This is a genomic window from Microcoleus sp. AS-A8 (assembly GCA_039962225.1).
In the GTDB taxonomy this organism is placed as follows: Bacteria; Cyanobacteriota; Cyanobacteriia; order Cyanobacteriales; family Coleofasciculaceae; genus Allocoleopsis.
Genome location: JAMPKV010000024.1, coordinates 1 through 23220 on the forward strand (window position 1 = coordinate 1; position 23220 = coordinate 23220).

At 48.5% G+C, this 23220-nt stretch carries 19 protein-coding genes; 6 read left to right on the top strand and 13 right to left on the bottom strand.

What is annotated here, in order from left to right; genetic code table 11:
• The 4 genes from NDI48_25940 to NDI48_25955 form a co-directional block, all read left to right on the top strand.
• A partial coding sequence (locus NDI48_25940; protein ID MEP0834608.1) for a photosystem II q(b) protein occupies positions 1–519 on the top strand: 519 nt, incomplete at its 5' end.
• Positions 520–1063: 544 nt separating this feature from the next.
• A complete protein-coding gene (gene aroC / locus NDI48_25945; protein ID MEP0834609.1) occupies positions 1064–2158 on the top strand; it encodes a chorismate synthase in 1095 nt (364 codons plus the stop codon).
• Between the two features lie 13 nt (positions 2159–2171).
• Positions 2172–3020 (top strand): MBL fold metallo-hydrolase, encoded by an 849-nt coding sequence (locus NDI48_25950; GenBank protein ID MEP0834610.1) that lies wholly within the window; start codon positions 2172–2174, stop codon positions 3018–3020.
• Between the two features lie 148 nt (positions 3021–3168).
• A complete protein-coding gene (locus NDI48_25955; protein MEP0834611.1) occupies positions 3169–4482 on the top strand; it encodes a glycosyl hydrolase in 1314 nt (437 codons plus the stop codon).
• Positions 4483–4507: 25 nt separating this feature from the next.
• Here NDI48_25955 and NDI48_25960 read toward each other — a convergent pair whose 3' ends face one another.
• The 5 genes from NDI48_25960 to NDI48_25980 all read right to left on the bottom strand — a co-directional run bounded on the left by NDI48_25960 (position 4508) and on the right by NDI48_25980 (position 9375).
• Positions 4508–4978 (bottom strand): SUF system NifU family Fe-S cluster assembly protein, encoded by a 471-nt coding sequence (locus NDI48_25960; protein ID MEP0834612.1) that lies wholly within the window; start codon positions 4976–4978, stop codon positions 4508–4510.
• Between the two features lie 58 nt (positions 4979–5036).
• Positions 5037–5633 (bottom strand): nucleotidyltransferase family protein, encoded by a 597-nt coding sequence (locus tag NDI48_25965; protein ID MEP0834613.1) that lies wholly within the window; start codon positions 5631–5633, stop codon positions 5037–5039.
• A gap of 8 nt (positions 5634–5641) precedes the next feature.
• Positions 5642–6973 (bottom strand): XdhC family protein, encoded by a 1332-nt coding sequence (locus NDI48_25970; GenBank protein ID MEP0834614.1) that lies wholly within the window; start codon positions 6971–6973, stop codon positions 5642–5644.
• Positions 6970–7911 (bottom strand): NADP-dependent oxidoreductase, encoded by a 942-nt coding sequence (locus NDI48_25975; GenBank protein ID MEP0834615.1) that lies wholly within the window; start codon positions 7909–7911, stop codon positions 6970–6972. Before NDI48_25975 ends, NDI48_25970 begins: the two co-directional genes overlap by 4 nt.
• 297 nt (positions 7912–8208) lie before the next feature.
• Entirely contained in the window at positions 8209–9375 is a 1167-nt protein-coding gene (locus tag NDI48_25980; protein ID MEP0834616.1) for an FAD-dependent monooxygenase, read from the bottom strand.
• Positions 9376–9551: 176 nt separating this feature from the next.
• On the opposite strand from NDI48_25980, the gene NDI48_25985 reads away from it, so the two are divergent.
• Together NDI48_25985 and NDI48_25990 are read left to right on the top strand one after the other, a co-directional pair.
• A complete protein-coding gene (locus tag NDI48_25985; protein MEP0834617.1) occupies positions 9552–9968 on the top strand; it encodes a XisH protein in 417 nt (138 codons plus the stop codon).
• Positions 9956–10297: a XisI protein gene (locus NDI48_25990; protein MEP0834618.1), complete on the top strand. Its 342-nt coding sequence runs from the start codon at positions 9956–9958 to the stop codon at positions 10295–10297. The genes NDI48_25985 and NDI48_25990 overlap by 13 nt, the downstream gene beginning before the upstream one ends.
• 1000 nt (positions 10298–11297) lie before the next feature.
• Here the strand turns inward: NDI48_25990 and NDI48_25995 are convergent.
• The 8 genes from NDI48_25995 to NDI48_26030 form a co-directional block, all read right to left on the bottom strand.
• Positions 11298–13415, bottom strand: coding sequence for a xanthine dehydrogenase family protein molybdopterin-binding subunit (locus tag NDI48_25995; protein MEP0834619.1), 2118 nt, complete (start codon positions 13413–13415; stop codon positions 11298–11300).
• Positions 13412–14407: a xanthine dehydrogenase family protein subunit M gene (locus tag NDI48_26000; protein ID MEP0834620.1), complete on the bottom strand. Its 996-nt coding sequence runs from the start codon at positions 14405–14407 to the stop codon at positions 13412–13414. Before NDI48_26000 ends, NDI48_25995 begins: the two co-directional genes overlap by 4 nt.
• Positions 14404–15126: a 2Fe-2S iron-sulfur cluster-binding protein gene (locus NDI48_26005; GenBank protein MEP0834621.1), complete on the bottom strand. Its 723-nt coding sequence runs from the start codon at positions 15124–15126 to the stop codon at positions 14404–14406. Before NDI48_26005 ends, NDI48_26000 begins: the two co-directional genes overlap by 4 nt.
• A gap of 348 nt (positions 15127–15474) precedes the next feature.
• Positions 15475–19032, bottom strand: a complete 3558-nt coding sequence (locus NDI48_26010) for a GAF domain-containing protein (protein MEP0834622.1) — start codon at positions 19030–19032, stop codon at positions 15475–15477.
• Positions 19033–19139: 107 nt separating this feature from the next.
• Entirely contained in the window at positions 19140–19298 is a 159-nt protein-coding gene (locus tag NDI48_26015; protein MEP0834623.1) for a hypothetical protein, read from the bottom strand.
• Positions 19299–19690: 392 nt separating this feature from the next.
• Entirely contained in the window at positions 19691–20887 is a 1197-nt protein-coding gene (locus NDI48_26020; protein MEP0834624.1) for an alpha/beta hydrolase, read from the bottom strand.
• Between the two features lie 74 nt (positions 20888–20961).
• Complete coding sequence (locus tag NDI48_26025; GenBank protein MEP0834625.1) at positions 20962–22530, bottom strand: choline dehydrogenase; 1569 nt, start codon at positions 22528–22530, stop codon at positions 20962–20964.
• A gap of 254 nt (positions 22531–22784) precedes the next feature.
• Positions 22785–23210, bottom strand: coding sequence for a hypothetical protein (locus NDI48_26030; GenBank protein MEP0834626.1), 426 nt, complete (start codon positions 23208–23210; stop codon positions 22785–22787).
• Between the last annotated feature and the right edge of the window lie 10 nt (positions 23211–23220).

Here is a 23220-nt window from a genome sequence, read left to right on the forward strand (position 1 = left end):
GAGCACAACATCCTGATGCACCCCTTCCACCAACTCGGTGTGGCTGGTGTGTTCGGTGGTTCCTTGTTCTCTGCTATGCACGGTTCTCTGGTTACCAGCTCTCTGGTGCGTGAAACCACCGAAACCGAATCTCAGAACTACGGTTACAAGTTCGGTCAAGAAGAAGAAACCTACAACATCGTTGCTGCTCACGGTTACTTCGGTCGGTTGATTTTCCAATATGCTTCCTTCAACAACAGCCGTAGCTTGCACTTCTTCTTAGCAGCTTGGCCTGTAGTAGGCATCTGGTTTACCTCATTGGGCATCAGCACAATGGCGTTCAACCTGAACGGTTTCAACTTCAACCAGTCCATCATCGACTCACAAGGTCGCGTGATTGGCACCTGGGCTGATGTACTCAACCGCGCTAACTTGGGATTTGAAGTAATGCACGAGCGTAATGCTCACAACTTCCCCCTCGACTTGGCGGCTGGTGTTGCGGCTCCTGTGGCTTTAACCGCTCCTGTGATCAATGGCTAATTCTTAAGAATTTAGCTTAAAAAAAAGCGCTCTCCGCAAGGGGGGCGCTTTTTGTTTGTCTGTCTTCGATAAACTCATCGGACTTATGCACTTCCTCCCTGTGCCCCCCCAAATGCAGTTTTTCTCCAGATAGGCTTCCATACAGTTGCTAAGGCTCTCAAAATTAATAGTACAAGGAATAACTAACAATAGCGTTTTCTCGGCAGCGTTACAGTAAACTTCGTTCCAACACCTTCAGCACTATCCACAGTAATCTGACCTTTGTGTAAATCCACGCACTTTTTGATAATTGATATAGTTGTCGGCTTTTTCATCGAGTTGATGCTGGTAGTCCTCAGCTAACAATTCGGTGTAACTCTTAATTTTACGCCTAGCCCAATGACTTCCTCCCGCTGTTTATTAAATCGACTTGCTCCCGAAATGTTCATCAATTGATAGCGACCTTGCAAGTCTTTAACAAAAATCGGATGAGGAATTCAAAATTCAAAAGGCTTTGCGATCGCTGTTAAAATCTTAAGACTCAGGTCTTTTTAATTAAGGCACTATGGGCAATACGTTTGGGCATCTGTTTCGCATTACAACGTTTGGGGAATCGCACGGCGGAGGCGTTGGCGTCGTGATTGATGGATGTCCACCTCGACTAGAAATTTCTGCCGAAGAAATTCAAGTCGAGCTTGATCGCAGGCGTCCCGGACAAAGCAAAATCACCACACCTCGCAAAGAATCCGATACTTGCGAGATTATTTCCGGGGTGTTTGAGGGCAAAACGCTGGGAACGCCGATCGCGATTATGGTGCGAAATAAAGACACTCGTCCTCAAGATTACGACGAGATGCAACAGACCTATCGCCCGTCTCATGCCGATGCCACCTATGATGCTAAATATGGCATTCGCAACTGGCAGGGGGGTGGACGTTCTTCGGCACGAGAGACAATTGGACGAGTTGCAGCCGGTGCGATCGCTAAAAAAATTCTTAAGTTAGTCGCTGGTGTGGAAATTGTCGGTTACGTTAAGCGCATTCAAGATTTAGAAGGCGTTGTTGACCCCAACACGGTGACTCTAGAACAAGTCGAAAGCAACATCGCCCGATGTCCTGATGCAGAATGTGCAGAACGCATGATCGAACGCATTGAGCAAATCGGACGGAGTGGAGATTCCCTAGGTGGTGTGGTTGAATGTGTAGCTCGAAATGTACCTAAAGGGCTAGGAGAACCGGTATTTGATAAGCTAGAAGCAGATTTAGCCAAGGGTGTCATGTCCCTACCCGCCAGTAAAGGCTTTGAAATTGGCTCTGGTTTTGCCGGAACGCTCTTGACCGGTAGTGAACACAACGACGAATTTTATCTCGATCAAACTGGCGCAGTTCGTACCGTAACCAACCGCTCTGGTGGCATTCAAGGAGGGATTAGTAACGGTGAAACAATTATTTTGCGAGTGGCGTTTAAACCCACTGCTACCATACGAAAAGAACAGCGCACTGTAACCAGCGCGGGTTCAGAAACAATACTAGCCGCGAAAGGCCGTCACGACCCTTGCGTCTTACCCAGAGCAGTGCCTATGGTAGAAGCAATGGTCGCCTTAGTATTATGCGATCACATGCTGCGTCATCAGGGTCAGTGCCGTACTTTAATGCCTTAGTTTTAGTTTACCAATGGAAACCATTCCTTCCTCTGAGTTCGTTGTTCAATTCTGGGGAGTCCGAGGCAGTGTCCCCTCTCCAGGAAAAGACACAGTTCGTTATGGCGGCAACACCTCCTGCGTAGAAATGCACGTCGGTGGGAAACGCCTGATTTTTGATGGTGGCACGGGCTTGCGGATGCTAGGAAAAAGTTTAGAACCAACGCAACCGATTGAAGCCTATTGGTTTTTTACTCATTATCACTGGGATCACATTCAAGGGGTGCCGTTTTTCATCCCAGCCTTTGCGGAGGGCAATACCTTACATATTCACGGTTCTGCGCCAGAGGGGGCAACCATGCAACAGCATTTCTGCGATCGCGTTTTGCACATAAATTCCCCCGTACCCTTTAACGAAATCCAGGCCGACTTAAAATACTACGACCTCGTCTGTGGCGAGACAATGATGCTTGATGATATCACCATTGAAACAGGTCGTCTTAACCATCCCAATGGTGCGATGGGCTATCGGGTGTCCTGGCAGGGGCATTCGGCGTTCTACTGCACCGATACTGAACATTTCGCTGATCACCCCGATGAAAATGTACTACATTTGGGTCGTGATGCTGACTTGATCATTTACGACGCTATGTATACGGATGAGGAATACCACAACCAAAAAACACCGAAGGTGGGTTGGGGACACTCGACATGGCAGGAAGGGGTGAAAGCCGCGAAACAAGCAGGTGCTAAACGCTTAGCCATCTTTCACCACGAGCCAAATCACTCCGATGATTTCCTCGATACCGTAGAAGTGGAAGTGAAGGATACCTTTGACGGAGGGTTTCTCGCACGGGAAGGAATGATGGTTTCCCTAACGTGACAAATCATTCTGGGGTAATAACATCGAAGTCGAGTTAAGTCAAGAGTCAATCTCAATTAGCTCGCGTTGACAAGCTGAAGTTGAGTAGGGTTATCGTGTCGAGCGAGCGTTAGCGACCAAGAGTCCTCAAATCCTACAGGCATCTATCATGAGACTCTTTCCCCTCCTGTTCCGTAAATGGATTGTCCTCTTGGCACTCGCGACTCTAGTCCTGGTCGGAGTGATTGTTTACAATCAGCCCTCCATCCTCAAGGTGTCTGCCACACACCTAAGCGATACGCGAATCACCACGATACCCACGCAACCCATTGGGCGATCGCTGTTTGGGATGCACATTGCGGATTCTGATAAAATCCCTTGGCCCGCTGTCCCCATAGCAACTTGGAGATTGTGGGATGCCGCAACTCATCATGGCTTGGCTTTTTGGGCGCATTTGGAGCGACAAAAAGGTGAATGGGATTTCAGAACCCTAGATTACTGTGTAGAACTCGCTCAGCGTCATGGCGTCGAACTCGTCTACACCCTAGGAATAACCCCCAAATGGGCGGCGGCACGCCCAGACGACTCCTCTCCTTATGGGGATGGCCCCACTGCCTCTGAACCGAAAAACATAGACGACTGGCGCAACTATGTCCGCACCGTTGCCACTCGTTATAAAGGTAAAATCCGCTATTACGAAATTTGGAACGAACCCAATCTCAAGCATTTTTTTAGTGGTAGCGTTGACCAGATGGTTGCCTTAGCCCGTGAGGCTTACACGATTCTCAAGCAAGTCGATCCATCCATTACAGTCGTGTCGCCCTCTTTGTATGCCGATTGGGGTGGGTTCAAGTGGTTTGACGAATATTTTGCTAAGGGGGGGAGCAAATATGCTGATGTGATTGGAGCGCACTTCTACATTGGCAAGGAAAAAACCCCTGAAGACAGCCTGTCCCTAATTCGAGAAGTGCAAAACGTAATGGCTAAGCACGGACTTGCTCAAAAGCCGTTATGGAACACCGAAACTGGGTATGGTAATAAAGGCGAAAATGTCTTCTATTCGGCGGAAGACAGTATGGCTTATGTCGCCCGAACTTACCTAGTGAATTGGGCTTCAGGAATGGAGCGTTTTTACTGGTATGCCTGGGATAACCGTAATGTCGTGACAATGTTGATGGTGGAGGAGGATAAAAAAACCCTAACACCTGCCGCCCAGGCTTATGCCCAAATCCAAAAATGGCTGATTGGTTCACGAATGAAACGGTGTGAACCCGATCAAAAGAATACTTGGATGTGCGAGTTGACGAGTGAGGAGGGTAAACCCTTCTGGATTGTCTGGAATCCCAAGCAGGAACAAGACTTAGTCATACCTGAAAATACTGGTGTACGGCAAGTCCACCATTTAGATGGGACAAAAACCGATCTGCCCAATCATCGAAGATTAAAGGTGGGACGATTACCGGTGTTGCTCAGCCAACTTTGAAAGTATTTCTGAAAAAAGTTAAGGTCTATTCCTCACTTTCCGCAGTAGAAGCCGTGACTTGGGATGATTCGAGTGCTGCTTTGAGAGTATGCCAAGCCAGTGTCGCACACTTAATGCGTATAGGAAACTGGGAAATACCTTGCAAGACATTTAATTTCCGCACATCAATAGGAAACTCTGCTTTTCCTTGCATCATGTCACGGAATTGTTGAACCATCTCTAAAGCTTCTTGTAGGCTTTTGCCCCGCACGGCATCCGCCATCAAATCTGCTGAGGCGATCGCGATCGCACAACCTTGTCCTTCAAACTTTATATCAGAAATCCTGTCCCCTGTGTGATTTAACTCTATGGTTAGTTCAATCGTGTCACCACACATTGGGTTATGACCTCGATGATACCTATGTACCGGGTTCGTTTTGCCTTGATACTGAGGTTTCTTGGAGTGAGCGAGAATGACTTGTTGATACAAGCTGCGTTGATTGATTGAATTAGTCATAATCATTCAAAATTCACAATGAAGACGAGATCCCCGACTTCTTTAAGAAGTCGGGGATCTAAAGAAACTGTAATTGCTCATAATCATTGGGCGTGTCAATGTCAATTGTACCGTCAGGAAAAGGAATACTAAAAACTTCGTGAATGTGTCTTTTAATCATTTTTTTTGCCCCTTCAGTATTTTTTAAATTCATGAGTTCTGCAAACAAAGTACGACTGAATAACGCGGGTACACCGAATGTGCCTGCATACTCGGAAGCAATAATCGGTTTGCCTGTTAAATGGTATGCCTCAACAAGTTGATTGAGCGTTTGGGGCGAAACGAAGGGTTGATCGCAAAGTGCGATCGCAACGGCATCTAAGTGTTGATTCACAGCAAGCAGGGCTTCAAGTCCAACCTGAATCGAAGAACTCATTCCCTCCTGCCATTGTTGATTTTCTACGATTTGTAGGGGCAATTGGCTAATTTCCGGCTTAATTCGTTCCCCATTTGCCCCCAGAACAATTGCAATGGGTTGGCAGACTGAGGCAATTGCCACTTCTGCCATGTGGCGAATCAAACTACATCCTCGGTAGGTTAACAATTGTTTTGGAGTACCCATGCGAGTAGATGCTCCTGCTGCCAGAATAATCAGACCAACAGTACGAGAATTCATGCTATTCCTTAGTCATGAATGGGGCCTAATTTGTTTCTGAGTAACCCTCCTGACTGATTAGTAAGAACAGCTTGAATTTCAGCCACAATGGATAGAGCAATTTCTTCGGGCGTATCCGCACCAATGTTAAGTCCAACGGGACTGTATAAGCGTTGCAGTTGGTTTTCGGTTGGGATAATTCCTTGTTCTTGTAGGTCTTTAAGTAGTTTTTCGGTGCGGCTTTTGGGGCCGAGAATACCTAAATATCGCACAGGAGAAAACAAAATGGTTTTTAAGATTTCAAGGTCATGAAGGTAATTATGAGTCATGACTACAGCCATTGTGCAGTTGTGTAGAGAGACGGATTCGCTTATACCTTCTGGACGCGAAAGAATAACTTCATCTGCACTGGGAAACCGCTCTCGTGTCGTCTCAACTTTTCGGTTATCAACAACTGTCACATACCATCCCAATTCTTGCGCCAAGCGTACCAATGGTACGGCATCGTGACCGGCTCCAAAAATCATCAGCGGCACTGGCGGCTGGATGACTTCGATAAAAACCTCGGCTTTACCTGCCAGTAATGGATACGCTTTTACCGTTGAGCGATTATCATTGAGCGCTTTCCAGGCATCGTCGCGGATTTGAGCCACTAAATCGGCATCTTCGATGTCACTCTTGAGTGTCCCATCTGGATACAGCATTAAACGGGTTGCAACTTCTGCCTTGACTTGCCCCTCAACGTGAAACACCGTTGCCAGAACTCCTGCCTGCCGTTGGTGGAGGCACTCAGCCAAAAACGCCAGATGGTTTACCCCCCTCAGTCCCCCCTTACTAAGGGGGGAAGGCAATTTCGGTTTGGAGTTCTCCCCTTGATAAGCGGGAGTTTTAGTGATAGCAAAGCGAGACGAAGTCTGGAGGTTAGGGGGGTGGTGCAAGATTTGAGTTAACGGACTCTCTTCCTCTACTCGCTCAATGAGAATTTGGACGATGCCATTGCAACCCAGTCCGAGTCCCCAGATAATGTCCTCTTCGGACATAGTGTCGTACTGCACAACGATGGGTTTGCCTGAAGTCATGACCGATTGAGCCTGTTCAAAAACATCACCCTCTAGACAACCCCCGCTGAGGGAACCTACCATCTGTCCTTGTGATGTCATCAGCATTCGCGCACCAGGGCGTCGATAAGTAGAGCCAGAGGCTTTGACGAGGGTAGCAAGGGCTGCTGTTTGACCGCCACTTTTAACCTTCTCAAAGGCTGCAACAATATCTTGTAACTCTTTCATAATGTGAATGGCGATCGCTACTGTTGTCGCATTCCTGGTGAGCCAACAGGGTAGAAGGTTTAAACCAATGCTCAATCAACAACTTGCAAGACTATTTTGCCGCGTGTACGACCGCTTTGGCTCATCTCGTGTGCCTGCCGCGCCTGACTCAGGGGCAACACCGTCTCGACAAAAGGCTTGACTTTTCCAGCATCGATTAGCTGGGTAATCTCGCTTAGTTGGGTGGCATTGGGTTGAGCAGGAAGCATCGCACTTCGCACATCGTGCTGTGCGGTTAGTTCTTGAGATGGGGCACCGACAATGGAAACGAGAAACCCACCTGTACGCAACACGCCAAAAGAACGCTCTTGAGTGTCGCCGCCAATCGTGTCGAAAACAACATCCACGTCGTGTACAACCGTCTCGAACGGGGTTGACTGATAGTCAATGAATTCATCCACTCCCAATTCACGGACAAAGTCGGCATTGCGTGCCGATGCTGTACCGATGACATAAGCTCCTTTTGCCTTCGCCAATTGCACCGCTATCGAGCCGACACCACCGGATGCAGCGTGAATGAGCACCTTTTGATTTACTTGAAGAGCAGCCGTATCAAACAGCGCTTGCCATGTTGTCAGTGCGGCGATCGGGATAGCGGCGGCTTGTATGAAATCGAGCGATGCAGGCTTCAAGGCAATTTCTTCTTGCTTGGCGACGATAAACTCGGCATAAGCACCATCGCGAAGCAAGCTGGTGTAGCCATAGACTGGATCTCCCAGCTTGAATTTATCCACTTCCGGACCAACGGCTTCAATGGTTCCTGCAACATCCCAGCCCAGAATCAATGGCATTTGGTGGTTAAATATGTCTTGACCGTAGCCATCGCGAATTTTCCAATCAATCGGATTCACACTCGCCGCACGAACGCGAATTAAAACCTCGTTCGTTAATGGTGTCGGTCGAGGAGCGTCTTCGTAAACTAAGGTTTCCGGCCCACCATGAGTGTGGATGCGTACTGCTTTCATTGTTGCCATTGCGTGTTTTCCTTTCGAGTCGGTTTGCAACGGGCATCTATCAATTTACAGTAACTTGTTGGGTGCGATCGGCAAATTGAGGATGCGATCGGAGGGATAAACGGAACCAGTAGTCTTGATGATAGTTGCGATTACATAAAAGCGTAGCAGTGACAAATCAGGACTTACGCAAACACCATTGTTTTGCCCCCCCAACCCCCAATATTGGGGAGAGTAAATCCAGTTCCCCCCAGAGACTGGGGGGATAGGGGGGCTTTTGCGTAAGTCCTAAAATCTTTTTAAGAAAGAACCAAAAATTTAACGGCTCACAGAGGGTTGATAGTTACAAAGCCAATCTTGAAAATCATTATTGGTCGCTTGAGGCGAGCTTGGTCTAGAAGATGCCTCACTGTCGGTTTCATAGTAGCGCATCTCACCCGAAGCGCTGCGAGATTGGATAATTTGTGTGCGCTCAATGCGACGCTTCTCGTAACTACAGAGAGCTTCTTCAATGCTAGATGAATTGGAAAGGCTGTGAGCCAGTTCGTATGCATCTTCAAAACTGGTATTAGCTCCCTGTGCCAATGCGGGTGCCATCGGATGGGCAGCATCACCTAAGAGAGTTACCCTACCTTGGCTCCAGCTATTCAACGGTAGTCTGTCGCAAGTAGGCCCTTCTAAGATTTTCTCCGCTGCTGTTGCTTCCACGATCGCACGCAAGGATTCTCCCCAGCCAGCGAGTTCATTGAGGACGCGAGATTTAACTTCAGCAGCACTCTGAGAAAGAGAGCAATCTGGAGATAACTTGCGCGTTATCCAACAGATATGTTCATCCCCTACGTTAAGAAGGTACATGAGCTGTTTATTGCCTTTTATAAATGCCATTTCATCGGGATTAAGCAGCTCATGATTGTACTTGATGACAGAGCGCCAACATATACTCCCCAGATAACGAGGCTCCCCATCTCCGATTAATTTTTTTCTAATCGCAGATTTTAATCCATCAGCTCCAATTAGTAAATCTGCATGTACTCTTTTTCCGTTATCAAAGTATATTTCTACACCACTATCATTTTGTTCAAACCGAGTACAGTGATGATTGAGGTGGATGATATCGGAGGGCAGCCTTGAGGCAAGAGTTTGCTGCAAACGCCACCACCAAACCGTCATTAATGGATGTCCGTATTTCTCCAAATACCGGCTGGTTGAGTTAGCATGAATTGTTTCTCCATTAATATTTTTTAAAATTGCTTGGCGAACCTGGCAGCCCGAACGTTTGAGAGATTCGGCTAGTCCTGGCTCGATTGCTTCGAGACAGTTCAATCCATTTGGAAGCAAACCTAAACCAGTGCCAGCCGGACGAAATTCTTGTGCTTTTTCGTAAACTTGAACGTCGAACCCTTGTTTTTGGAGGGCGATAGCAGTAGCCAAACCACCTGGGCCGGCACCGATGATAGCAACTTTGTCTCTAGTAGGTTTTGACACTTTATCAATTTGACCTTTTTATTGTTTATTTATACTTGTTTCCATGCTTGGCGTGACTTCGTAAGCTAATAATCAGCGTGAAATTTTGTTAATCTCCCAAAAAGTTGCGATCGCAGCACATTGACTAGAACTCTTAGTTAGCTCAAACGCTTTGAGGTCTGACTTGTACTGATGCTATGCCTAGACTAGACTTCATCCATAATGCTGTTAAAAATGCACTGATCAAAGATGGTTGGTCTGTTACCGATGATTCCTACGTTATTGAGTACCGAAAAACTAAGCTTTATGCTGACTTAGGGGCTGAACGTCCTATTGCGGCTGAACGCGCTGGTCATAAAATTGTGGTAGAGGTGAAGAGTTTCATCGGTGCATCCAAGTTGCAGGATCTAAAAGAAGCTCTTGGTCAGTACGACATCTACCGTTATCTTTTGGAGGAAACCGCACCCGACCGTAAATTATACGTCGCAGTAAGTGTCGTAGCGTACAAAACTTTCTTCAATCAAGATGTGATTCAACTCATCGTCAATAAACATCAATTGCCGCTTATTGTTGTGGATACAGAGCTAGAGGAGATTGTGCAATGGATAAACTAACTGAATATCCAAAGCTATTGAAGCGTATTTTGGCTGAGTATATTGAGTTGTGTAATCGCCGTCCTAATTCTGAGTTAGAAACTTTTCTAATTGAAGATGAGCGCAAAGGACATTACATTTGGATGAATCTCGGTTGGCAGAATGGGGAGCGGGTTACAGGAATGACGGTTTACGTCCGTATTCGTGATGGAAAGTTTTGGATCGAAGAGGATTGGACGGAAGAAGGAATAGCAACGGAGTTAGTACGTGCTGGTGTTCCTAAAGAAGACATTGTCTTGGCATTTCATGACCCTAAAACTCGACAGTACACTGATTTTGCTGTGGCGTGAGCCGTTGCCGGCAGGTTAATATTCCCAATAACTCGACACAGATAGCCTTTGTAACCCGACAATAAGTAAGCTTCGTTTCGGTGCGGTAGTCTCGTTAGACTGCTTAATGCAGCGCTTGCCTTTCCACAAGACTGGAATATCAGTGGATAGAAGTCATGTTGGGTTTCCTTAGATCAACCCAACCTACAGCGATGAGCGAGCTCACTGGTGTTCCTAAAGAAGACATTGTGTTGGCATTCTATGACCCTAAAATCTGGTCTACGTTTCTACTACTTTTCCTCTGAAATTTTGGCAACTTTGACAATCTCCTTGTCCTAATGGCGTATTACAACTATTACAATGAGCGACTCGATACCCAGGTCGGGAACGTCTCTTTTTGCATTTCAGACAGCGACCTTGCCCTAATAGTTTGCTACATCTAGTACACCAGTATACATAGCTATATCTTTCGGGCAGGCTTGTTACCTTTGGTAAATGTGTAGGAAGCGATGGCTCGTCCCCAAATTGCTTCAAAGCCTTCTCTAAAGCTTTCACAACTTGTTGTCGTTTACCTTCTTTTCGTAGATAGAGCGGTAACCTCTCGTACCATCGTTGGAGCATAGTGCGATTAGGAATATGGTAGAGAGTTTCCTCTGATACATGCCTGCGAGAACTTGGATGGAGTTTTCGAGAGTAGAAGTCTAAACATTCTTGAATTTGCTTGACTGACCAGAATTGGAATGTGAACCCACAAACATGGACACAATATGTCCATTCTGGAATTAGTAATGGAGCAGGGGAGAATTCGGCAGGAGGTGCATCGCCCCACATTGGACAACCACTATCAATCCAGCCTTCAATGCGCCTTCTTTCTTCTTTCCAAATTTTCGCCATGGCTGCATTGTCTAATACTGAGAACTCTCCCTCAACCTGAACATTAGCCTAACATTGAATACCCATCAACATCTCTTGCAACTTGCGGTCTAACACGCTAATCTCTCATGCTAAACCGCAGGCTATTTCAACCAATCAACTTATCCGGTGTCAACGGTAAACTCCGCAACCGCTTACCCGTCGCGTGGTAAACCGCATTAGCAACAGCAGCCGAAACCCCCGTAATTCCAATCTCACCCACACCCCTTGCGCCCACTGGGTTAAAGTTCAGATCGGGTTCACCCACAAACGCTACCTCAATGCGCGGAATATCGGCATGAGCTGGAAAATGATAAGTTGCAAGGTCATAAACGACGGGATTACCAAGATTGGGGTCAAAGTGACATTCTTCCATCAGCGCTTGCCCAATCCCCATAATTACCCCGCCACGGACCTGACTTGCAGCAGTCTTAGCATTCATCACTCGCCCAACGTCCATCACTGACACCCAGCGCGTGACCCGCAGGCGTCCGATTTCTTCATCCACCGCAACCTCGCAGAAGTGGGCACCCCAAGACTGAAATGCCCATTTCTTCCCCTCCTCACCGGGAGCAGAGGAAGCTGTCGCCTCAAACGCTGCCCGTCCGTTCTGACGCAGGGCTGCACAAGCATCCGATGCGGTCGTACAATTAGCGGCTTTGAGTACGTCCTGACAGGCTTGCATCACTGCTGGGGCGAGGGTTGCCGTCATCATGGAACCCCCTGCCATTCCCCCATCTGGTAGGAGGGAATCTCCCATCTCCACGCGAATGTTTTCGACAGGTACCCCCAGTGCCTCTGCCGCTGTAACTGCGACCATTGTGTATGCACCCGTACCCATGTCATTCCCCGCAGTGAGGACATGCACCTTGCCGTCTGGTAAAAGCCGCACCTTGACAGACGCTTTGCCTCGATAACCAGGGAAAGTAGCACCTGCCACCCCCCAACCGATGAGTTTACCGTCGCGGGTCAGCGATCGCACCTGCATTGTCCTATCCTTCCAGCCGAAACGTTCTGCACCAACTTTCAGGCAATCAGCAAAATGCTTGGCTGAGAATGGCCGTCCCCTCCGCTGATGTTTCTTAGCTTCGTTTTTGAGGCGCAGTTCCACCGGGTCTAGCTTCAGCGACCAAGCTAGTTCATCCATCGCGGATTCCAGTGCCCACATCCCTGGATTTTCTCCTGGCGCACGCATGAATGTCGGCGTACCCACATTCATCACGGCTAGTTCCTGGTTCAGCCGCATGTTAGGTGCGGCGTACATCGCTGGGGTGATACCTGTACAAGGCTCTGTGAAGACATCCACCGGCGATGTGCTGGATTTCGCCTCGTGAGCGATCGCACTCAACATACCATCTGCATTTGCCGCCAAACGAATCGTTTGCTCGGTTTCAGAGCGATGTCCGGCGTTAGCGGTCATCTGCCGTCGGTGGAGAACAACCTTTAGGGGACGCTGGAGTTGACGTGCAGCTGCTGCACAGAGAATGCCATGAGGCCAGGGGAAGGCTTTGGAACCGAAACCACCACCGAGGAAGGGCGTAACAATGCGTACCTTTTCCGAAGGAAGACCGAACAGTTCGGCATAAGTGCGCTGGGTACCCATCACCCACTGGGAAGGTTCGTAGACGGTGAGCGAGTCCTGCCCTTGCCATTGGGCAATGATGGCATGGGGTTCCATCGCGGCGTGCAGTTCTGTGGAAGTCGTGTAAGTCGCCTCGACTTTTGCTGCTGCGCTTGCCATCCCTGTGGCAAACTGCCCCTTCTCGAACTTAAACTCCTCACCCATGTAGGGCGGAGCTTGCTTGAAGGTGGCGTTCTTAGCTTCAATTAATGGCTTTTGTGTCTCGTACTCGACTCTGACGAGATGTGCGGCGTGACGCGATCGCTCAAATGTATCTGCTACCACCAAGCCAATAATTTGCCCACCATAGTGAACTTTATCATCTGACAGAGGCAGACGAGCCTCGTAAATTTTGGAGGTCATGAAGTTATTGGCGGGCGTGAACACCTTGGGGGCGTTCTTATGGGTGAAAACAGCAATTACTCCCGGTGCCGTTTCTGCTGCGCTGGTGTCGATGCTTTTAATCCGCCCATTGGCAATCGTCGCCGTAACGAGATATCCGTGAACCAGTCCCGGAATTTGGTGTTCTGCCGCATAAGTCGCCGTACCCGTTACCTTAGCGCGTCCATCTTTGCGGTTAACGGAAGTACCAATTACTTTATTCATGCTACACCTCCTCCTTTGGCTGATACTGCGAGCGATCGCTTAATGGCACGTTTAGCTAATTCGACTTTGAAGCTGTTGTGAGCCAAAGGTTTAGCTCCCTGTAAAGCAATTTCTGCCGCCTGCTGGAATGTTTCGGCATTAGCGGGTTTGCCAATGAGAAACTTCTCTGCTTCGGTGGGACGCCAAGGCTTGTGGGCAACGCCACCCATTGCCAGACGTACATCTTTGATGCTGTCGCCTGTCATATCAAGAGCAGCCGCCACCGAAATCAACGCAAAAGCATAGGAAGCCCTATCCCGCAACTTGAGATACACACCCGACTTGGCAAATGGCACGGGTGGTACCACAACGGCAATAATCAGTTCCCCTGGCTCCAAGTTGGCGTCTAATTGGGGTGTATCCCCCGGTAAACGGTGAAAGTCTGTAAACGGGATTTGCCGCTTACCCTTTGGCCCTTCTACCTCAACAACAGCATCCAAAGCCGCCAGGGGAATGCACATATCCGAGGGATGAACGGCGATACACTGGTCGCTAGCTCCAAAAAGTGCGTGCATTCGGTTAATTCCCGTTGCCGCAGGACAGCCACTTCCCGGTTCCCGCTTATTGCAGGCGAAAGCGGTGTCGTAGTAATAGGGGCAACGTGTGCGTTGCAGGAGATTACCGCCAACGCTGGCGACATTGCGAATTTGCTGAGACGCACCGGACAAAATCGCACGCGATAGCATCGGATAGTTGCGTCGAACATCGGGATGGTCGGCTACTGCCGTATTACTCACCAATGCGCCGATGCGTAAACCGCCCCCAGCTATGGGTTCAATGCGCTGCATCTCCAACCGAGAAATGTCGATGAGTTGCGATGGCTCATCCAGAAAGACTTTCATACGGTCAACTAGGTTCGTACCGCCTGCGATAAACAGGGCATTCTTGTCAGTAGACGCCCGTTGCACCGCATCTTTGACGGAAGTGGCACGGATGTAGGAAAATTTGTTCATCCTGGCATCTCCTGTGGTTCAGTTACCATCATGGTTGCAGCGGCAGAGGGAGGGGTTTGTCCGGCGGCTTGCTGTACGGCGGCAACAATACCGTTGTAAGCACTGCATCGACAGAGATTACCACTCAATCGCTCTTTAATTTCCGCTTCCGAGAGTTCCCCAAGTTGCGGCGGACGGTTTAGATCTGAGGTTACCGAACTAGCACAACCTCGTTTAATTTCATCGAGGAGGGCAACTGAGGCACAAATCTGCCCCGGTGTGCAATAGCCGCACTGAAAGCCATCATTATCGATAAACGCCGCTTGCACGGGATGGAGAACATCGCCCTTGGCAAGTCCTTCAACGGTGACAATTTGCTTGCCCTCTTGCATCACGGCGAGGGAGAGGCAGGAGTACACTCGCTGTCCATCAACGAGAACCGTACAGGCTCCGCATTGACCATGATCGCAGCCTTTTTTACTGCCTGTAAGTTCCCATCGTTCGCGCAGAGCATCTAGAAGTGTAACTCGTGGTTCAATGGTCAGCGATCGCGCCTCACCATTTACCATAAGTTTTATTGCCATTTCACCTTCAGGGGATTGCATAGAGCGAGCTTCCTTTGCTGCTGTAGCCTGATTGAGTAATGAGGGGGCAGCTATCGCTGTTCCTGCTGCGGTTAGTGCCTGCCCCAAAAAATTGCGCCGAGATGTTCGTTTCGCTTTTCCTTTATGGTGTTCCATCGATTGCACCTCTAGCTAGTTGTCGAATTTGCTCCCCCGTGGGAAATCGGTTCATGCTTATGTCATTGTCGATTAATTTCTGGAAGATATGCAGCACCTATACAATGCTGTAGGAGGATTTGACATCCTCACCGGCCTTTCAGGCGCGGTGATTCCCTGTCTGATGTTCTTAGAGAGCTAATTAGGAAATTGAAGATCAAGAAAAAGCCGTCCTAGAAGGACGGCGGAGCAATAGTTACGCAGATTGAATCCCATAATTTTGGTCACAAGAACTTAACGAGGATGTCACTGACTTAAGCCGTGAACTAAAGTACTCCTGCAAAGAACGCTGCGCGAAGGGCGTCAAAGCTAAAACCCGTATGAATTGTCGGTATCCACTTTGAAAACCCCTACCGAAGATTGGAGTTCTTGGGCAACAGCTACGGTTTGCTGCAAAGAGCGAGAAATTTGATGGGAAGATTCAGAGGTTTGTTCAGAAACCCTAGCAATCTTCTGCATCAAGTTGGTAACAGCTAAAGAGGTTTGCGCTTGAGACACCGTTGCACTCGAAATCGATTGCACTAACTCATCAATCTGATGAGATACCTCTAAAATCTGACCGAGGCTATCCTTGGTTTCTTCCACCAAATATGTGCCTTCTACAACCTGAGAAGTCCCCAATTCCATGGCCTCAACCACTTCATTCGTTTCTCGTTGGATAGTTTCCACAATGTATTCAATTTCTTGAGTGGCAGCAGTTGAACGCTCAGCCAATTCACTGATTTCCTCTGCAACTGCTGTAAAGCTTTGGACATCCTCATTTTCTCGTGCCGTTTGAATCCCAGCATTCAGCGCTAGCATGTTAGTCGCTTGAGCAATCTGTTGAATCAAGTAAACGGCTTTGGAAATTTCCTGGGAGGATTGACCTAAACGCTTCACCTTTTTTGAAGTTTCACCCACAGTGGCTCGCAATTTTAAAATTCCTTGCACCGTGCGCTCCATTGCTTGTCCACCGGCTTGGGCGGTGGTGGAGGCTGAGCGAGCAACGGCGGCGGCGCGGTGGGCACTTTCCGCAACAGCTTGAATGGAAAGCGTCATCTGTTCGACGGAACCGAGAGTACGGGTAATCTCTTCTGCCTGTGTTAGGGCTTGATCGGAGAGTTGACGGATGGCTCCTTCGTTTTCTCCCAAGGATACATTGACTTGCACAGCCGCTTGTTTCACCTGAGTCACAATGCCACGCAGACTGGCAATGATGGAATTGAAAAAGTCTGCAACCGTGCCGATTTCCCCCTCTTTCACCTCAGCGAAAACGGTGAGGTCGCCCTTAGCGGCTCCTTTGACTTCGCTGAGCAATTCTGCCAGTTGACGCTGGAGTGCTTCTTTTTGCTGGCGTTGCTCCTGAAAGCTCGCTTGAGCTTCCTGACGCGCTTGCTCTCTTTGATCCAAGAGGGTGGCTTGCTCGATCGCAATTCCTACCTGCGTCGCCACTTGTGCCAACCAATTAATTTCTTCCTCTTGCCAATCTCGTGGCTTTGCACACTGATGGGCAATCAGTAAACCGAGCAACTCATCCCGAATCAGAATCGGGGCGACTAGATTGGCCTTAACTTCAAAGCGTTCGAGTAACTTAATGTGACATTTGGTCAAATTGGCCTGATAGATATCATTCGTTGCTCGAACGCGACCTTTGCGGTAGAGTCCGCCATGATTTCCTTTAAAGCAAGTATCCTCTACCTCTGCCCCTAAGGCGATTGTCCAATTCGAGTCCACGGATTCGGCAATCATGGTGCCACTCCAGTCGGAATCGAAGCGGTAGATTAAGACTCGGTCGGCTTTCAAGGCTTGTTTTACCTGTCGCACAGTGGTGCTGAAGATATCTTCCAAGTTGAGCGATCGCAAAATTTGCTTGGTCATTTCAGCAAAGGCGCGGGCGCGTTTGGCTTCGGCTTCTTGTTGTTGACGCTGCTCAAGAGCTGCCATCTCCGCCGCCTCTGCCAATAACCGAGCGCGTTCGGCTTCGGCTTCTTTCTGTTTTCGCAGGGTTTCTTGCTGTTGAAGCAGCATGGCTTGGTCTAATGCCACCCCTACCTGATTGGCGACTTGCTTGAAGAAATCAATTTCGATTTCTTTCCACGTCCTGGGAGCAGAACATTGATGGGCAATCAATAAGCCATGAAGCTGTCGATCCACAATCACCGGTACGATCAGATTCGCTTTCACCGATAAGGTTTCCAGTTGCCTTAAGTGACAATCGCTCAAATCAGCTTTGGAAATATCCTCATTAGCTTTGACTCGACCTTTCTCGTAAAGGATGACATAGCGATTCTCAAAACAGGGGTTAGCCATTTGCAACCCCAAGGCACTAGGCCAACCCCGCGCCACAGATTCAGCAACAATCATGCCGTGTCCTTCCGACTCGAAGCGATAAACCACCACGCGATCAGCTTGCAAGGCAGCGCGAGTCTCCACCACGGCGGTGTTGAAAATATAGTCGGTATCTAGGGACTCCCGAATGTTGGAGGTGATTTCATTCAACAACCGTGCCCGTTCAGCTTCCGCTTCTTGCTGCTTTCGGAGAGTTTCTTCCTTCTTAAGCAGGATTTCTTGGTTCAGGGCAAAGCCCATCTGGGTGGCGACTTGCTTTAAGAAATCAATTTCGGTTTCCTTCCAGGTTCGAGAGCCAGAACACTGGTGGGTAATCAGTAAACCATGAAGCTGTCGGTCTGCAATGATCGGTACGACTAAGTTCGCTTTGACGGAAAAGGTTTCTAGTTGTCGGATATGACAATCGGATAAACCAGCATTGTAAATATCGTTAGTGGCTCGAATCCGGCCTTTCTGGTAAGGAATGACGTATCGATCTTTAAAACAGGTGTCATTAATTTGAGCACCGAGAGAAGGAGGCCAACCCCGACCCACGGATTCGGCAATCATGGTACCACTCCAGTCTGGATTGAAGCGATAGACAATGACGCGATCGGCTTTTAGAGCGGCACGGACTTCTCCCACCACCGTCGTGAACATGTCTTGGGTGTCGAAGGCTTCTCGAATGCTGGAGGAAATGGAATTTAAGAGCAGTTCTTGCTTTACCTCAGCCGCTTGTTGGCTAAATTGAAGCTGAAGTTGGTCTGCGAGTTGGTTAATATGAGTGCCTAAGGTGGATAATTCGTCTTCCCCTTGCACCTGGAGGTAAGTATTGAGTTCTCCCCGACCTAATTTCTCCACGGCGTCGGTGGCGGCACTAATTTCACGCGAGGCGCGGTGGGAGAGGAAAGCTGCGATCGCACCGACTAATAATACGGTTCCCCCCGTTCCAAGCATGAGAGTCAGCAATAGTTGTGCCTTCAGCTCTGACATCGTGGTGGTGGGGCTTTGACCCGTTTGGGCAACATGGGTGGTAATCGCTTGGTTGGTGAGGTAGTAGCTGGTTGCGCCAATTCCGAGCGCAGGAAGTGTGCCAAATGCGATCGCCAAAAGGGTGGCTTTCGTACTCCATCGCAATTGCCGCCACCAGGGAGGACTCGATTCCTGACGGGATTGACTAGAGAGCGCTATGCTAAATGGCGGGTTCTTCAGCGTACTCGTAAACCCTTGGGGCATAGAGAGTTGCCCCAGATTTTGATGACTTCCCGGAGTCCCGATAGGGGGATGACTCAGACTGCCTGAAGACTCGTTCTCCAGTTGAACTAACGCCGTGCGAGCTAAGTCAGCCGTTGCCGAATCACCCGCCAGTCGGAGCGCTTCTCGCAATTCAGCTCTAGCTTTGTCCAAATCACCAGCTTCACGAGAGGCTGCACCTAGCCACATGCGAATTTTCGCATCTTGAGGCTGCTTAGCCGCCAAGTCGGAAAACGGTTGTATCGCCGCTTCATACTGTCCTTGCGAATGGGTTTTGGCTAGAGCTTGATCGAATTGATTTTTCATGAGAGAACGGGACTACCTTAGGTAAGACGTTGACATCAGTCAGATTGCAGCGATGAGGACACCCTGGCTAAGTCCTGGTTCGGGAGGAACTTTTCTCACTGGGTTCGTTATACAGACGCACGCATTGGCAGCTTTTGAAACGTTTGGCTCACTTCAAAAGCTCTGTCCGTAACGACACTCAGCACCCGACGCCATTGCGTCACATGCGTCACACGATTTGGCAGAACACCTGAATCAAAAACTTTGGCTTGTGGAGCAGCAGTCAAGGAATAACTGGAGTGGTGTGGAGATGCCTAAAAGTATGACTGCTGGCGTCACTATCAATTTTTATGTAAAATTACTCAACGATGTGAAATTCAGTGTAACATTTAATGCCTGGGTGTTAAGTGTAATGGCTGAGTTTAATGTAAAGCTGTGTTAAAGATTTTCCCAACGACAGCTAGTGCAGCATGGCGGAAATAACTATCCAGTTGAAAAAGCTTAAAAAGCTTACTGTATAAACTTTCTTTCCTTCTGCCTCCTGCCTTCTTCCTTCTGCCTTCTTGTACTAGCTTGTATCCTATCTCAATGATGAACTCAGTAATAGCACTGTACCTCAGCCGTATTGCCGAATCTTGCTCCGCATAATTACTGAAAATGAGGAGATGGGGGGTAAGTTTTAGTGAAGTGCCCAAGCTAAGAAACGCTCGGTATAGTAGAGGGCTAGCTGATTGCTAGGGCCGTGAAAGATGGCGTCGAAGGCATGTTCTGCCCAAGGAATTTCCAGCAGGATAGCCTTACTCTGGGCTGCAAGCAGGCGTTTGTGCATATTCCGCGCAAAGCGTACTTCGACGATATGGTCGCGACTGCCATGCACGAGTAGCGTCGGTGGGAGTGGGCGTGTCACATAAGTGATGGGTGACGCTTTAACGTATTTTTCAGGTTGTTCATCCGGTGAACCCCCTAAAAAGGATTCGAGTACTGCACGGACATTGTAGGGATCGGGTTTGGGTGGGTCTCGGTATCCTTGAGTGAGGTTGAATGGCCCATAGTAGCTCACAACCGCCCGGACAGGTAAAGCATCGGGTTGATAGGCGGTTAACATCGCCAGATGTCCTCCGGCGGAACGTCCGAGTAAGGCGATGCGGGTGATATCGGTTTCATACTCAGCGGCGTGCTGCTGGATAAAGGTGAGTGCAGCACGGACATCATCAAGTTGAGCCGGAAACTGGTAACGGGGTGCATGACGATAAGCGATCGCAAACACCGTATAACCTCGATGTGCCATGTAACGGCTGAAGTCTGCATAATGGGAGGCGCTACCGCTTTGCCAACCCCCTCCATAAATAATCACAATGGCAGGGTATTGTCCCACTTGGGGAGGGCGGTAGATATTCAGATTCAACGGTACGCCATCGGGGGCGGCAAATTGGATATCCGGGGTGTAGCGTACCGGTAGCTGAGGGATGCCTCGGAAGGCATCCGCGAGGATAAAGGGATGAGGGCGCAACTGAATTTGCACCGATGGGGGAATCTGCTGTTCATAGTTTGCACCTAAGCTATCACGCATCACTCCTGACATCTGCTGCTCAGTGGCAGGTAGTTGTACCAAAGGCAAAATACTTAAGACAAGTCCGAGCAAACTCGCGCCCAAAGTCCAGCGTTGCAACCAACTTTGGTGTCCTCCTAACCATGACACTCCCACCGCAATCACATTCAGGACTACTAGCCAAGGGCTGACTTCGGGTACGCCCACTCCCAAGGGTAGGAGAGACATAGTGGGAGCTGGGATCACAATCCAGCTACTTAAGAATAGGCTGGTGCTACTTAACAGCAGTGCCAGCCAGGGTAATACTGCCCTAATGGGATAAAACATAGATGATTTCGTAATGAGCAATCAAATATAGCTAGTTTATTTGAGTTTTGACTTTTGAATTCCGCGAAGCGGTACTAGGTACTTTTTTTAATCAGGTCGGCGGCTTTTTCAGCAATCATAATAGTAGGAGCATTGGTGTTACCTCCAACGATGGAAGGCATAATCGACGCATCCACAACCCGAAGCCCCTGTACTCCATGAACCTGGAGTCGAGAGTTAACTACCGCCATTGCATCATTGCCCATCTTACAGGTACCTACTGGGTGATATAACGTTTGGGCATGGTTGCGAATAAATTCCTGGATATCTTCTTCCTGCTGTACCTGATCTCCAGGGACTAATTCCTCTCCCCGAAATGAATCAAACGCTCTCGCTTGTACGATTTTCCGAGCTATTTTTACGCCCTCTACTAAAGGCGGTAAATCGGCTTCATTGGCTAAGTAGTTGGGCTGAATCAGGGGTGGTTCTAAGGGATTATTTGAGCGTAATTTAATGTTGCCCTTGCTTTGGGGATACAACAAAGCTGGCCCTAAAGTAAATCCATGCCCTTCAGGTTTGGTAAAACCATGATTTAAGAAGTAAACGGGAGCAAAAAGAAATTGCAGATCAGGGCAAGACAAATCCGGTTTGCTTTTTACAAAACCGCCAGCCTCCCCCACATTAGACGTGAGCGGCCCTTTTTTCAAAAGTAGGTATTTCAGAAAATTGTCAGGTGTTTTGGCATTCTCCAGAGATAGGGGTTGAGTACATTGGTAAGCTACAGGTACAGCCAGATGATCTTGCAGATTTTGCCCTACTCCAGGTAAATCCACGACTATAGGAATACCCAAATCCTGAAGATGTTCAGCCGCACCAATTCCCGAAAGCATCAATAGCTGAGGAGAGTTAATGGCTCCCCCACTTAAAATCACTTCCTTGGAGATGGAAATTTGATGGATTTTACCGTTTTGAATGTAGGTTAAACCAACAATCTTTGTGCCTTCAAACATTAACTGCGTAACTTGGGCACGAGTTTGAATCGTGAGGTTGGAGCGATGCCGGATTGGTTTTAAATAAGCAGCAGCAGTACTATGACGCTTGCCTTTTTTTTGAGTGACTTGATAAAAACCGAAGCCTTCCTGTTGCAACCCATTAAAATCGCGATTTTCAGGCCATCCCACCTCTTGACAAGCTTCCAAGAAAACAGAAGAAAGTGGATTGATGTAGCGCAAATTTCCGACATTCAGCAGCCCGTCTGTACCGTGATATTGGCAAGCCCCACGCTCTTGATTTTCGGCTTTTTTGAAATAGGGAAGGACTTGAGAAGAGTTCCATCCTTCATTGCCTAAATCATGCCAATGGTCATAGTTGAGGCTGTTGCCCCGAATATAAATCATGGCGTTCAGGGAACTACTTCCACCCAGTACCTTTCCACGAGGCCAGTAAAGCTCTCGGTTATTTAGGTAAGCTTGTTTTTCAGTGTAATAAGCCCAGTCATACTCGGTTTTCAATAATTTGGAGAAAGCCGCAGGAATATGAATGGCTTGCGGTTGATCGGATGCCCCTGCTTCTAGCAGTAATACTGTAGTTTTAGACTCTTCCGTGAGGCGGTTCGCCAGCACACAACCGGCTGAGCCAGCGCCAATGATTGCATAGTCATACATAGGGTTTCTTTCTTTTAGTTTGCGTTGAAAACACCTCAAACGGATATTAATTCAAACCTATGCTTTTCTATCGCCGTCTTTGAGAAACCCTCTGAGAGACGGTGAACTCTTGTAAGGACAAAATGCCAAAATTTCTTTTACAAAAGTGTCAGGGCCGAAGAGATGGTATAGAGAAGGAAACTCACTCCTGATTGACTCCTGAACCCTGACACCGATGTTCACAGGAAAACAATCGAACAACAGGTGTGTAGCTGTTATGGCGTACTCGCACGAACAGGGCCGTTGTAGTCCATGGTTACATTGCCGTCTGTAGAAACAGTGACCACGTTCTCATAGGAGGGAGTCGTCTCACCTGGCATACTGCCTTTGAAGGTGAATGTCCAGGTTCCATTCCCATTGTCTACATAGGGGGACTGAGCCGCTGGCCCATGCATGGACGTTTCAGCGCGATAGTAACCTAAACCCCCATTCGCCCTTTCCGCTGCTTGTCGTGCTAAATTTTTGGCGCGATTGAGGTTCCGGAGAACGTTGCTGTCCAGTTGACGCTCGGTCGTTGTACCCTCAGTTCCCTCAGTTGTAGAAGGTGTCTGCTCGCTAGGTGTCTGGGCGACAAGAGGCAATGAACCAAGCGTTAAAGCCGTTAGCACGGTTACACAAGCCAAAGCACTTTGTTTGAACATGATAGATTTC

Coding starts and splice junctions, on each gene's coding strand:
- aroC (MEP0834609.1), top strand. CDS start 1,064: ATGGGCAATACGTTTGGGCATCTGTTTCGCATTACAACGTTTGGGGAA.
- NDI48_25950 (MEP0834610.1), top strand. CDS start 2,172: ATGGAAACCATTCCTTCCTCTGAGTTCGTTGTTCAATTCTGGGGAGTC.
- NDI48_25955 (MEP0834611.1), top strand. CDS start 3,169: ATGAGACTCTTTCCCCTCCTGTTCCGTAAATGGATTGTCCTCTTGGCA.
- NDI48_25960 (MEP0834612.1), bottom strand. CDS start 4,978: ATGACTAATTCAATCAATCAACGCAGCTTGTATCAACAAGTCATTCTC.
- NDI48_25965 (MEP0834613.1), bottom strand. CDS start 5,633: ATGAATTCTCGTACTGTTGGTCTGATTATTCTGGCAGCAGGAGCATCT.
- NDI48_25975 (MEP0834615.1), bottom strand. CDS start 7,911: ATGGCAACAATGAAAGCAGTACGCATCCACACTCATGGTGGGCCGGAA.
- NDI48_25985 (MEP0834617.1), top strand. CDS start 9,552: ATGCCTAGACTAGACTTCATCCATAATGCTGTTAAAAATGCACTGATC.
- NDI48_25990 (MEP0834618.1), top strand. CDS start 9,956: ATGGATAAACTAACTGAATATCCAAAGCTATTGAAGCGTATTTTGGCT.
- NDI48_25995 (MEP0834619.1), bottom strand. CDS start 13,415: ATGAATAAAGTAATTGGTACTTCCGTTAACCGCAAAGATGGACGCGCT.
- NDI48_26000 (MEP0834620.1), bottom strand. CDS start 14,407: ATGAACAAATTTTCCTACATCCGTGCCACTTCCGTCAAAGATGCGGTG.
- NDI48_26005 (MEP0834621.1), bottom strand. CDS start 15,126: ATGGAACACCATAAAGGAAAAGCGAAACGAACATCTCGGCGCAATTTT.
- NDI48_26010 (MEP0834622.1), bottom strand. CDS start 19,032: ATGAAAAATCAATTCGATCAAGCTCTAGCCAAAACCCATTCGCAAGGA.
- NDI48_26020 (MEP0834624.1), bottom strand. CDS start 20,887: ATGTTTTATCCCATTAGGGCAGTATTACCCTGGCTGGCACTGCTGTTA.
- NDI48_26025 (MEP0834625.1), bottom strand. CDS start 22,530: ATGTATGACTATGCAATCATTGGCGCTGGCTCAGCCGGTTGTGTGCTG.
- NDI48_26030 (MEP0834626.1), bottom strand. CDS start 23,210: ATGTTCAAACAAAGTGCTTTGGCTTGTGTAACCGTGCTAACGGCTTTA.